The organism is Bordetella petrii (genome assembly GCF_020991325.1).
GTDB classification, from domain to species: domain Bacteria; phylum Pseudomonadota; class Gammaproteobacteria; order Burkholderiales; family Burkholderiaceae_B; genus Bordetella_A; species Bordetella_A petrii_E.
Window position 1 is genome coordinate 1 of the sequence record NZ_JAJMLX010000154.1, and the last position, 10,953, is coordinate 10,953.

Here is a 10,953-nt window from a genome sequence, read left to right on the forward strand (position 1 = left end):
CGCTGCGGCGCCACGTATCCCGCCGCCATGCGGCCCGGCGCGTCCGGGCCGTGCGGGCAGTTGCGGCCAGCCGCCACTGGCGCGTACGCTTGCAGCATGGATGGCACGATGCCGTCCTGCACGACAGCCGGCGAGGCGCCTGCTGGATCCACCTGCATTTGCGGTTGGCCCCCGTGGTTGGCGCTGATGTTACAAGTTGCCGGGTGGCTGTCTGGCGCTCCACGATGTCCGCGGCCCGCTGGCGCCGGCTCTGCCTTCTGGCAGGGGCGGCGCAGCGCCTGATTCCCCCTGCTTCGAGGGCACCATGAGCGAGCGCGACATCGACGCCGAACTTGTCGCCCGCGTACAGCGGGGCGACAAGAAGGCCTTCGACCTGCTGGTGCTCAAGTACCAGCGCAAGATCCTGCGCCTGCTGGGGCGCATGATCCGCGACCCCGCCGAAATCGAGGACGTGGCCCAGGAAGCCTTCATCAAGGCCTACCGGGCGCTGCCCCAGTTCCGTGGTGAAAGCGCGTTTTACACTTGGTTGTATCGTATTGCGGTCAATACGGCACGTAATTGGCTGGCCTCGGCCGGCCGCCGTCCCAGCGCGCCAAATGCAATTGAAACGGAAGACGGTGAAACTTTTAACGAAACGGATAACCTAACCGATATCAGCACCCCGGAAGCCATGGTGGCCAGCCGCGAGATCGCCGAAACGGTCAATGCGGTCATCGAGGAATTGCCCGAAGAGCTCCGGACAGCTATCGTGCTGCGTGAAATCGAAGGTATGAGTTACGAAGACATCGCCCAGAGCATGGACTGCCCGATAGGCACTGTACGCTCGCGCATTTTCCGTGCGCGCGAAGCCATTGCCACCCGGTTGCGTCCCTTGCTGGATACCGATGCCGAGCGTCGTTGGTAAGGAGCGGCAGTCATGCAATCAACATCCAAGTCCGTGCCAGATACCGGAATATCCCTGGAAGAATCCGTATCGGCCTGGATGGACGGCGAAGCCGCCGAAGACATTATTTCCGAATTGAACAGTGCCCAAGGGCGCCGAGCGTGGGACACCTACCACCTGATCGGCGACGCCATGCGCAATTCCGACCTGGCCGTCAGCCCCAGCGCCGGCTTCCATGCGCGCCTGTCGCGTGCGCTGGACGCCGAGCTGCCCATTGTTGCGCCGCAGCGGCGGCGTTCGCCGTTGCGCATGGGCTTGTCCGGGCTGGCCGTGGCGGCCGCCGTGGCAACCGTGGCCTGGGTGGCGCAACCTTACATCATGGGCGGCTCGGCCCCGTCAGTCGACACCCGTGTGCTGGCCGATGCAACGGCTACCGAAACGCCGGGCCTGCGCGATTACCTCGAGGCACACCGCCAAATGGCGGGCCCCAGCGCGGTACGCCAAGTCTCGTTCGATGCCGGAGCCGGACGTTGATCACACAGTTGCAGCCGTTCTGTTGGTTGGCGCGAGGTCGCGACGGCGTGGGCCGCCGCCCTGCACAAGGCGCCGGCTGGGCCCTTACCGCCGCGTTCCTGCTGGCCTTCGCTGCCATCCATGAGTCCGCCCAGGCTGCCGAACCGGCATCTTCCGGCAACTCCATCCAGTTGCTGTACGACATCCAGCAAGCCGCCCGCAAGCAGGATTACGCAGGGGTGTTCCTGTATCAGCAGGGCCAGGTCATCCAGTCGTCGCGCCTGGTGCATGTCATCGACGGTACCGGCGAGCGCGAGCGCCTGGAAATCCTGGACGGCCAGCCGCGCGAATACCTGCGCCACAACGACGAGATCCAGTGCCTGATTCCCGAGCGCAAGACCGTGCTGATGGAGCCGCGCCGCGGCGACCGCTTCCCGGGCCTGCTGCTGGGCAATCCCACCGATCTTGCGCAGCACTACGATATCCGCGCCGAAGACAAGCTGCACCGCGTGGCCGACCGCCAGTGCCGCATCATCACCATCCAGCCCCGCGACAGCCTGCGCTACGGCTATCGCCTGTGCGCCGACGTCGACACCAAGCTGCTGCTCAAGGCCCAGACACTGGATGCCGAGCAGGGCGTGGTCGAGCAGGTGGCGTTCACCTCCGTACGCCTGGGCGACAAGGTCGACCCGGCCGAGCTTGCCTCGCGCTGGAGCACGCGCGACTGGAAAGTGCTGCAGCCGCGCATGGAACCCGCCGACCTGGCCGCCGAAGGCTGGCGCATTCCCGCGCCCCGGGGTTTCGTGGCGGTCATGCAGGTGAAACGATCAATGGGCCACAGCAATGTCAGCCAGTTGGTACTGTCCGACGGCTTGGCGGCCATCTCGGTTTTCATTGAACCTTTCGACACCCGGCGCGGTCACCCCATGACGTCGGGTGCCGCGCGGCGTGGCGCCATCAATATCTACGGCACGCGCATCGCCGATTTCTGGCTGACGGCCCTGGGCGAAGTCCCGGCCGCCACGCTCGAACAACTGGCCACGTCCACTGAATTCGTGCCAGCGTCTCAATAACAACAAACCTGCAAAAGGTTGGGGAATTTTCGGAGTTCTCTCATGCAATCTATTTCTGTGTCGACTTTTTTTATACGGCGCTTTTTCCTGGCGGCATTGGCCGCCGTCATGCTGGCGGGCGCGTACGGGCCTGTTGCCCAAGCCCAGACTTCCGCCGCGCCCACCGTGGCGCTACCCGATTTCAGCGGCATCATCGCCAAGGTTGATCCTGCCGTCGTCAACATCCGCACCACCGCCAACGTGCCGGTGCGCGGCCCCGGCGGCACCAACGATCCCTACGAGCTGTTCCGCTGGTTCTTCGGCCCCGATTTCCAGCCGCCTGGCATGCCGCAGCAACCCTCGCCGCGCCAGGCGCCCACGCCAGAAGAGCGCAAGGTGCCGCGCGGCGTCGGTTCGGGCTTCCTGATTTCCGAAGACGGCTACATCCTTACCAATAACCACGTGGTCAGCGAGGCGGCCGACATTTTCGTCACCCTGACCGACGGCCGCGAGTTCAAGGCCAAGGTCATCGGCACCGACGAGCGCACCGATGTGGCCCTGATCAAGATCGAAGCCAAGGACATGACGCCGCTGACCATCGGTGATCCCAAGACGCTCAAGAAGGGGCAATGGGTGCTGGCCATCGGTTCGCCGTTCGGCCTGGATTCCACCGCCACCGCGGGCATTGTCAGCGCCATCGGCCGCGATACCGGCGAATACCTGCCTTTCATCCAGACCGACGTGGCCGTCAACCCGGGTAACTCGGGCGGCCCGCTGCTCAACCTGAACGGCGAAGTGGTGGGCATCAACTCGCAGATCGTCTCGCGCAGCGGCGGCTTCATGGGCATTTCGCTGGCCATCCCCATCGACGAAGCCATGCGCGTGGCCGACCAACTGCGTGCCGAAGGCAAGGTTACTCGCGGCCGCATCGGCGTGCAGATCAGCGAAGTCGGCAAGGACGTCGCCGAGGCCATCGGCCTGCCCAAGGCCGAAGGCGCGCTGGTCAGCAACGTCGAGGCCGACGGCCCGGCGGGCGCCGCCGGTGTCATGCCGGGCGATGTCATCACCTCGTTCCATGGCGAAACCATCAAGCGCTGGTCTGACCTGCCCCGCATCGTGGGCGAGACCAAGCCCGGCACCCGCACCGAAATGGAAGTGTGGCGCCGTGGCAAGACAGTGACCCTGTCGGTCAAGGTGGGCGAGCTTTCCAGCGATTCCGCCGCCGCTGCCGACCAGGCTCCCGCCGAGCCCGAAATCACCGGCAACGCATTGGGCCTGGGCGTGGTGGACGTGCCCGCCGATGTCCAGAAGAAGCTGGGCATCAAGGGCGGCGTGCAGGTGCGCACCTCGGAAGGGGCGGCCGCCGCGGTCGGCATACGCCAGGGCGATATCGTGGTGGCGGTGAACAACACCGATGTCACCGGCGCCAAGCAGTTCAACCAGTTGGTTGGCAAGTTGCCCAAGGGCAAGGCGGCCGGCTTGCTGGTGCGCCGCGGGGATCAAACCCAGTGGGTGGCGGTAGAGCCCGCGAAGTAGGTCACTTCTCGGGCCCATGCCCTTATGGGGCGCGGACGGCCGGCAAAGCCGGCTCCGCGCGTCCCGGGCTGGACCGCGCCGGTTGGTAGTCCGGGGAATGCACTGCTGGGCGAATCAACGACTCATACGGCTGAATGCGAACCCGTATAAAATAGCTGGTTGCCGCAAGAAGGGGGCGCGATGCGCCCCTTCGTTTTTGGCTGATGGCCGGGGCTGCGTCCACGCCCGTTTTCGCGCTTGTTTTGTCCCTAATTACCCACCTTATGCAGCATATTCGCAATTTCTCCATCATCGCCCACATCGATCACGGCAAATCGACCCTGGCCGACCGCCTGATCCAGCGTTGCGGCGGGCTGGCGGCGCGCGAAATGTCCGCCCAGGTGCTGGACTCGATGGATATCGAGCGCGAGCGCGGCATTACCATCAAGGCCCAGACTGCGGCGCTGGCGTACACGGCGCAAGACGGCAAGGTCTATAACCTGAACCTGATCGACACCCCGGGGCACGTGGACTTCTCATACGAAGTCAGCCGCTCGCTGTCGGCCTGCGAGGGCGCCTTGCTGGTGGTGGATGCTTCGCAAGGGGTCGAGGCCCAGACCGTGGCCAATTGCTACACCGCCATCGAGCTGGGCGTGGAAGTGCTGCCGGTGCTGAACAAAATGGACCTGCCGCAGGCCGACCCCGACGGCGCGCGCCAGGAAATCGAGGACGTCATCGGCATCGAGGCCGGCGACGCCGTCCTGGCCAGTGCCAAAAGCGGCCTGGGCATTGACGAAATCCTGGAAACCATCGTGGCCCGCGTGCCTCCGCCCAAGGGCGACCCCGCCGGCCAGTTGCAGGCCCTGATCATCGACTCGTGGTTCGACAACTACGTGGGCGTGGTCATGCTGGTGCGCATCATCAACGGCGTGTTGCGGCCCAAAGACAAAATCCTGCTCATGGCCTCGGGCGCCACGCATCTGTGCGAGCAGGTGGGTGTGTTCACCCCCAAGTCGCAGCCGCGCACCGAATTGTCGGCGGGCGAGGTGGGTTTCATCATCGCGGGCATCAAGGAGCTGGCCAACGCCAAGGTGGGCGACACCATCACCCTGGCGGGCAAGCCGGCCGGCAAGCCCCTGCCTGGTTTCAAGGAAGTGAAGCCGCAGGTGTTCGCCGGCCTGTACCCGGTGGAAAGCTCCGAATACGACCAACTGCGCGATTCGCTCGAAAAACTGAAGCTCAACGACGCGGCGCTGATGTTCGAGCCCGAGGTCTCGCAGGCGCTGGGCTTCGGCTTTCGCTGCGGCTTCCTGGGGCTGCTGCACATGGAAATCGTGCAGGAACGCCTGGAACGCGAGTTCGACATGGACATCATCACCACCGCGCCGTCGGTGGTGTACGAAGTCGAACAACGCGACGGCAGCATCGAAATCATCGACAGTCCGGCACGCATGCCCGAAGTCGGTAAGATCAACGATATCCGCGAACCGGTCGTCAAAGTCACCCTCTTCATGCCCCAGGAATACGTGGGGCCGGTCATGACGCTATGCAATAACAAGCGTGGCGTGCAGATCAACATGAGCTACCACGGCCGCCAGGTACACCTGACCTACGAAATTCCGCTGGCCGAGATCGTGCTCGATTTCTTCGACAAGCTGAAATCGGTGTCGCGCGGCTATGCCTCGATGGACTACGAGTTCCTGGAATACCGTTCGGCCGACGTGGTCAAGGTCGACTTGCTGATCAACGGCGACCGCGTCGACGCCCTGGCCATGATTGTGCACCGGGCCAATGCGCGCTACCGCGCGCGCGATGTGGTAACCCGCATGCGCGCGCTGATTCCGCGCCAGATGTTCGACGTGGCCATCCAGGCGGCCATCGGTGCCGAAGTCATTGCGCGGGAAAACGTCAAGGCATTGCGCAAGAACGTGCTGGCCAAATGCTACGGCGGCGACATCACCCGGAAGAAAAAACTGCTGGAAAAGCAGAAGGCCGGCAAGAAGCGCATGAAGCAGGTCGGTTCCGTGGAAATTCCCCAAGAGGCATTCCTGGCCATTCTGCAGGTCGAAGACAAGTAGCGAGAAAAAGGCGGCATACTCAATGAGCTGGAACTTTGCACTGATACTTTTTGTGCTGCTGGTGGTTACCGGCATTATCTGGGCGCTGGATGTCGCGGTACTGCGGCGGCGGCGCCTGCTGCGCAGCCAGGCGGCCGTGGCCGCCGTGGACACCACCTACGCGTCCGACGCCCAAGAGGCCGCTCGCCTGCGCCAGGAAGCCGCCGCGTCGGCTTCGCGGGTGCCCTGGTGGGTGGAATACGCGGTCAGCTTCTTTCCGGTAATTCTGTTCGTGTTCGTGCTGCGCTCGTTCGTGGTCGAGCCGTTCCGCATTCCGTCCGGGTCCATGCTGCCCACCTTGCAGTCGGGCGACCTCATCCTGGTGAACAAATTCAGTTACGGCATCCGCCTGCCCATTGTCGATAAAAAGGTCATCGATATCGGCAACCCGCAGCGCGGCGACGTGGTGGTGTTCCGTTATCCGGTGGACCCGAACGTCGACTACATCAAGCGCATTGTCGGCCTGCCCGGCGATGAAGTCTCGTATGTGGACAAGAAGCTCTACGTCAACGGCCAACTGGTGCCGCGCATGCGCGACGGCGAGTATTTCGAGCCCGACCGGGTGTCGTATATTCACCAATACAAAGAAAAATTGGGCGACGTTGACCACAAAATACTGCTAGATGAAGGAAAATCGCAGGTTTATGGGCCCATTTGGAAGTTCCCGAACCTGAAAAACTGCGAGTACGCCCGTAATGGAGTACGCTGCACAGTACCTGAAGGCCATTATTTCGCCATGGGCGACAACCGGGACAACAGCGCCGACAGCCGTTACTGGGGGTTCGTCCCTGACGCGAATATCGTCGGGAAGGCATTCTTCATCTGGATGAACTTCAGCGACCTCGGCCGTATCGGCAGCTTTAACTGACATGTCCCTCGCCACGCTGGAAACCCGACTGGATCATCGTTTCGCCAATGCCGCTCTGCTCGAGCAGGCCTTGACGCACCGAAGCCACAGCGCTCGCCACAACGAGCGCCTGGAATTCCTGGGTGATTCAGTGCTGAACTTCGTCGTGGCGGCCATGTTGTTCGAACGATTTCCCAAGCTGGATGAAGGCGACCTGTCGCGCCTGCGGGCCAACCTGGTGAAGCAGGCCTCGCTGGCCGATATCGGCCAGCGCCTGGAATTGTCGCAGTACCTGCGCCTGGGCGAGGGCGAACTCAAAAGCGGCGGCTTCCGCCGCCCGTCCATCCTGGCCGACGCGGTCGAGGCCATTTTCGGCGCGGCCTTCCTGGACGCCGGTTTCGAGGTGGCGCGCAAGGTCATCGTGCGCCAGTACCAGCCCGTGCTGGCCAGTGTCGACCCCAAAACCCTGGGCAAGGACGCCAAGACCCTGCTGCAGGAATTCCTGCAGGGGCGCAAGCTGGCATTGCCGGTGTATACCGTGGTGGCCACGCATGGCGCCGCGCACAGCCAGCAGTTCGAGGTCGAGTGCGCCATTCCCGCGCTCGAGATCAAGGTGGTGGCGCCCGGCGCCAGCCGGCGCGCCGCCGAGCAATCCGCCGCCAAGCTGGCGCTGGAAGCCGCCCAGGCGGCCAGCCCAGCCGGCCGCGCCGCGCGCAAGTCGGGCAAGGCCCGCAAAACCGCGCAATTGTCGCTGCCCGTGGCCGTGACACAAGAGATCAAATGAGCGACACCCCTTTCCGTACCGGTTTCATCGCCGTGGTCGGCCGCCCCAACGTGGGCAAGTCCACCCTGACCAACGCCCTGATCGGCTCGAAAATTTCCATTGTTTCGCGCAAGGCGCAAACCACGCGGCATCGCATCCATGGCGTGCTCACCCGCGAGCACGAGCAGTTCGTGTTTGTCGATACCCCGGGCTTTCAAACCCGCCACGGCGGCGCCATGAACCGCATGATGAACCGCGTGGTCACGCAAGCCCTGGCTGACGTCGACGTGGTAGTGCATGTGGTCGAGGCCGGCAAATGGACGGATGGCGATGCCAAGCTGCTGCCGCTGCTGCCCGAGGCCCGCCGCACCATATTGGTGGTCAGCAAGATCGACGCCGTCAAGCGCCGCGACGACCTGTTCGCCTTTGTGTCCAAGATCGTGGCCCAGCATCCGTACGATGCCGTGGTGCCGGTTAGCGCCCTGAAAGAACAGCAACTGGACCAGTTGCTGGACGAAATTGCCACGCGCCTGCCCGAAGGCGAGCCGCTGTTCGAAGAGGACACGCTCACCGACCGCCCGGTGCGCTTTATTGCCGCCGAGCTGCTGCGCGAGAAGATCTTCCGGCTGGTGGGCGACGAACTGCCCTATGGCTGCACCGTTGTCATCGAGCAATGGGAAGAAACCGACAAGGGCGTGCGGGTGGCCGCCTGTATCGTGGTCGAGCGCGACAGCCACCGGCCCATTCTGCTGGGCGCTGGCGGTGAACACATGAAGCGAATTGCCACCGAGGCGCGCCAGGACATCGCCAAGCTGCTCGACAAACCCGTGCACTTGGAGGTGTACATCAAGGTGCGCAAGGGCTGGTCCGACCGCGAAAGCGCGCTGCGCGACCTGGGCTATGAGTAGAAGGGCGCATCGCGTCCAGGATTGCCCTGCCTACATGCTCCATGCCACCGCGTGGCGCGAGACTTCGTTGATTGTCCAGAGTTTTTCCCGCGAGCACGGCTGTGTGGCGCTGGTGGCCAAGGGCGCCAAACGGCCTTATTCAGTATTGCGGCCTGTGCTGTCGTCGTTTCAGCCTTTGCTGCTGTCCTGGAGCGGCGCAGGCGAAGTCAAGACGCTGACGCGCGCCGAGGTGGCTGGGCTGTGTCCGTTGGCCGGCACGGCCCTGATGTCGGCCTGGTACATGAACGAACTATTGCTGCGCCTGCTGCCGCGCGAAGACGCTCATCCGGCTTTGTTCGACGCCTATGACACGGCGTTGCAGCAATTGGCGGGCGGCACGCGCGCAGCGGGGGCGTTGCGGCGCTTCGAATGGACACTGCTGCGCGAAACCGGCTACGGCATAGATGAGGCCGCGCCCGATTTCGACGACCCGGCCATCGAGCCCGCATTGCGGCGCGACCTGCGTGAGCGCCTGGCTGCCAACCTGGCCGGCCGGCCGCTGTCGACCCGGCGGGTGCTGCTGGATTTGCAGCGGCTTTGATGCAAGGGCTCAGGGCGTTTTGGAAAGGCCCGACGCCCACTGCAAATGCTGGCCGTCCTCGATCTTGTACACGTCTACTGTCTGGTAATTGCCCGACCCCGCGGTAACCAGGGTCACCACCAGTTCGGCCTGTCCATCGCCGTCCATGTCCTTGAGCTGGGCTTGGCGCAGTTCGCCATTGCGCGGGCGGATCAGGCCATCGACATAATCGCCGGCGGCCAGGTCGCGGTACAGGCGCACGCTGTACGTACCGATGGAGGCAGGTTCGCCCGGCTCTTGCGCCACAACCAGGGCGGCGGGCGCGGTGGGCAGGGGCAGCACGATGGGCGCGGGGGCGGCGGCGTCGCCTGGGCTGGGCGAACCCGTCCATTCGACCAGGCTGGCCTGGCCGCTGCGCCGGTTGACCAGGCACAGCATGGTGACCGCCGCGCCCTGCATGTGGGCCTGCGGGGCGGCGCCGCGGATCAGCAAGGCGGTCTGGCCGGACCGGTCGTCGAACTGCATGGGCGTGCCCACCTGTTCGGCGTGCAGCAGCCCCGATGCCTTGGCGCATACCCGCAACGCTTTGTCTTCCTGCTGCTGCCAGGCAGTGGGCGAACTGGCCTGGGCAGCGGATGCGGCCAGGCCGGCGGCCAGGGTGGCGCACAGCAAGGCGGGGCGGTAGACGGCTGCGTTCATGCGGAACCTCGTTGGCTAGGGCGGTGTTCTTGATGTCTTGATGTAGCACGCCGCATGCCCGCTGTCCATGCCATGAAAAGGGCCCGCGCATGGCGGGCCCGATTGCCGACAGGTTACAGCCTGTTTATTCGCGATTGCCGCCGAAGATGCCCAGCAGCATCAGCAGGTTCGAGAATACGTTGTAGACGTCCAGGTAGATGGCCAGGGTGGCGGACACGTAATTGGTTTCGCCGCCGTTGACTACGCGCTGCAGGTCTACCAGCATGAACGCCGAGAAAATGACGATGGCCAGCACCGAGATGGTGAGCATCAGGGCGGGCATTTGCAGGAAGATGTTGGCCAGCGCCGCCACCAGGATGACCACCGCGCCGGTGAACAGCCATTTCTGCATGCCGGACAGGTCGCGCTTGATGGTGGTGGCCAGGGTGGCCATGGTGCCGAACACGACGGCGGTGCCACCGAAGGCCGTCATGACCAGTTGGGCGCCGTTGCCCATGCCCAGCACGAAGCCCAGCAGGCGCGACAGCATAATGCCCATGAAGAACGTGAAGGCCAGCAGCAACACCACGCCCAGCGAACTGTGCTTGTTCTTTTCGATGGCGAACATCAGGCCGAAGGCACCCACCAGGAACACGATGGCCGACAGCCCGGGGCTGGCCATCATGATCTGGTTCACCCCGGAGTAAAGGCCGACCGCCGCGCCCAGCACGGTGGGGATCAGCGACAGGGCCAGCAGCCAGTAGGTATTACGCAGGACTTTGTTGCGGACGACTTCGCCCGGCGCGCCGGCATAACTGCCGGAACGGTTGAAAGGGGAAGGACGGTATTGGTTCATGGACGGCTCCTGTGTGCGGCAAATGAGTTGCCCAATGGGATTAGAGGGGTAGGATACCTTACAGTTCCCTGAAAAATCTACCGGGGCGGGTTTTCCGGGGTATCTGGGTGGCGGTGGGCCTTCAGCCGGGCCGCACACCCCGTACCGCGCGGTCGATCAGGTCGGGCAGTTCGGCCTCGAGACGGGCGCGCAGGCCCGCCGCGGCATCGTCGAGCGCCCGCTGCAGGGCTTGTTCCAGCTCGGCCTGCAGGGCGGCACGCAG

The 10,953-nt window shown here is 64.2% G+C and carries 11 protein-coding genes; 9 read left to right on the forward strand and 2 right to left on the reverse strand.

Annotated elements, in window-relative coordinates:
- Positions 1 to 304 precede the first annotated feature (304 nt).
- The 9 genes from rpoE (at position 305) to recO (ending at position 9,178) form a co-directional block, all read left to right on the forward strand.
- Positions 305 to 904, forward strand: coding sequence for an RNA polymerase sigma factor RpoE (rpoE, locus tag LPZ50_RS15495; RefSeq protein WP_230662364.1), 600 nt, complete (start codon positions 305 to 307; stop codon positions 902 to 904).
- A 12-nt stretch (positions 905 to 916) separates the two neighbouring features.
- Positions 917 to 1,417 carry a sigma-E factor negative regulatory protein gene (locus LPZ50_RS15500; protein ID WP_230662365.1) on the forward strand — a complete coding sequence of 167 codons (501 nt, stop codon included), beginning with the start codon at positions 917 to 919 and terminating at the stop codon, positions 1,415 to 1,417.
- Between the two features lie 26 nt (positions 1,418 to 1,443).
- Complete coding sequence (locus LPZ50_RS15505; RefSeq protein WP_419195601.1) at positions 1,444 to 2,469, forward strand: MucB/RseB C-terminal domain-containing protein; 1,026 nt, start codon at positions 1,444 to 1,446, stop codon at positions 2,467 to 2,469.
- Between the two features lie 42 nt (positions 2,470 to 2,511).
- Positions 2,512 to 3,984, forward strand: a complete 1,473-nt coding sequence (locus LPZ50_RS15510) for a Do family serine endopeptidase (RefSeq protein WP_230662366.1) — start codon at positions 2,512 to 2,514, stop codon at positions 3,982 to 3,984.
- Between the two features lie 263 nt (positions 3,985 to 4,247).
- Positions 4,248 to 6,041: a translation elongation factor 4 gene (gene lepA / locus LPZ50_RS15515; RefSeq protein ID WP_230662367.1), complete on the forward strand. Its 1,794-nt coding sequence runs from the start codon at positions 4,248 to 4,250 to the stop codon at positions 6,039 to 6,041.
- A gap of 22 nt (positions 6,042 to 6,063) precedes the next feature.
- A complete protein-coding gene (gene lepB, locus LPZ50_RS15520; RefSeq protein ID WP_230662368.1) occupies positions 6,064 to 6,948 on the forward strand; it encodes a signal peptidase I in 885 nt (294 codons plus the stop codon).
- A 1-nt stretch (position 6,949) separates the two neighbouring features.
- Positions 6,950 to 7,711: a ribonuclease III gene (gene rnc, locus LPZ50_RS15525; protein WP_230662369.1), complete on the forward strand. Its 762-nt coding sequence runs from the start codon at positions 6,950 to 6,952 to the stop codon at positions 7,709 to 7,711.
- Positions 7,708 to 8,598 (forward strand): GTPase Era, encoded by an 891-nt coding sequence (era, locus tag LPZ50_RS15530; protein ID WP_230662370.1) that lies wholly within the window; start codon positions 7,708 to 7,710, stop codon positions 8,596 to 8,598. The genes rnc and era overlap by 4 nt, the downstream gene beginning before the upstream one ends.
- Positions 8,591 to 9,178 (forward strand): DNA repair protein RecO, encoded by a 588-nt coding sequence (recO, locus tag LPZ50_RS15535; protein ID WP_230662371.1) that lies wholly within the window; start codon positions 8,591 to 8,593, stop codon positions 9,176 to 9,178. The genes era and recO overlap by 8 nt, the downstream gene beginning before the upstream one ends.
- Positions 9,179 to 9,187: 9 nt before the next feature.
- Here recO and LPZ50_RS15540 read toward each other — a convergent pair whose 3' ends face one another.
- Both LPZ50_RS15540 and LPZ50_RS15545 read right to left on the reverse strand, forming a co-directional pair.
- On the reverse strand, positions 9,188 to 9,856 hold the full coding sequence (locus LPZ50_RS15540) for a PliI family lysozyme inhibitor of I-type lysozyme (protein WP_230662372.1): 669 nt from the start codon (positions 9,854 to 9,856) through the stop codon (positions 9,188 to 9,190).
- Between the two features lie 124 nt (positions 9,857 to 9,980).
- The gene (locus LPZ50_RS15545) at positions 9,981 to 10,691 is read right to left on the reverse strand and encodes a Bax inhibitor-1/YccA family protein (RefSeq protein ID WP_230662373.1); all 711 of its coding nucleotides are present in this window, start codon (positions 10,689 to 10,691) and stop codon (positions 9,981 to 9,983) included.
- Between the last annotated feature and the right edge of the window lie 262 nt (positions 10,692 to 10,953).

Coding starts and splice junctions, on each gene's coding strand:
- lepA (WP_230662367.1), top strand. CDS start 4,248: ATGCAGCATATTCGCAATTTCTCCATCATCGCCCACATCGATCACGGC.
- era (WP_230662370.1), top strand. CDS start 7,708: ATGAGCGACACCCCTTTCCGTACCGGTTTCATCGCCGTGGTCGGCCGC.
- LPZ50_RS15500 (WP_230662365.1), top strand. CDS start 917: ATGCAATCAACATCCAAGTCCGTGCCAGATACCGGAATATCCCTGGAA.
- LPZ50_RS15545 (WP_230662373.1), bottom strand. CDS start 10,691: ATGAACCAATACCGTCCTTCCCCTTTCAACCGTTCCGGCAGTTATGCC.
- rnc (WP_230662369.1), top strand. CDS start 6,950: ATGTCCCTCGCCACGCTGGAAACCCGACTGGATCATCGTTTCGCCAAT.
- lepB (WP_230662368.1), top strand. CDS start 6,064: ATGAGCTGGAACTTTGCACTGATACTTTTTGTGCTGCTGGTGGTTACC.
- LPZ50_RS15510 (WP_230662366.1), top strand. CDS start 2,512: ATGCAATCTATTTCTGTGTCGACTTTTTTTATACGGCGCTTTTTCCTG.
- rpoE (WP_230662364.1), top strand. CDS start 305: ATGAGCGAGCGCGACATCGACGCCGAACTTGTCGCCCGCGTACAGCGG.
- LPZ50_RS15540 (WP_230662372.1), bottom strand. CDS start 9,856: ATGAACGCAGCCGTCTACCGCCCCGCCTTGCTGTGCGCCACCCTGGCC.
- recO (WP_230662371.1), top strand. CDS start 8,591: ATGAGTAGAAGGGCGCATCGCGTCCAGGATTGCCCTGCCTACATGCTC.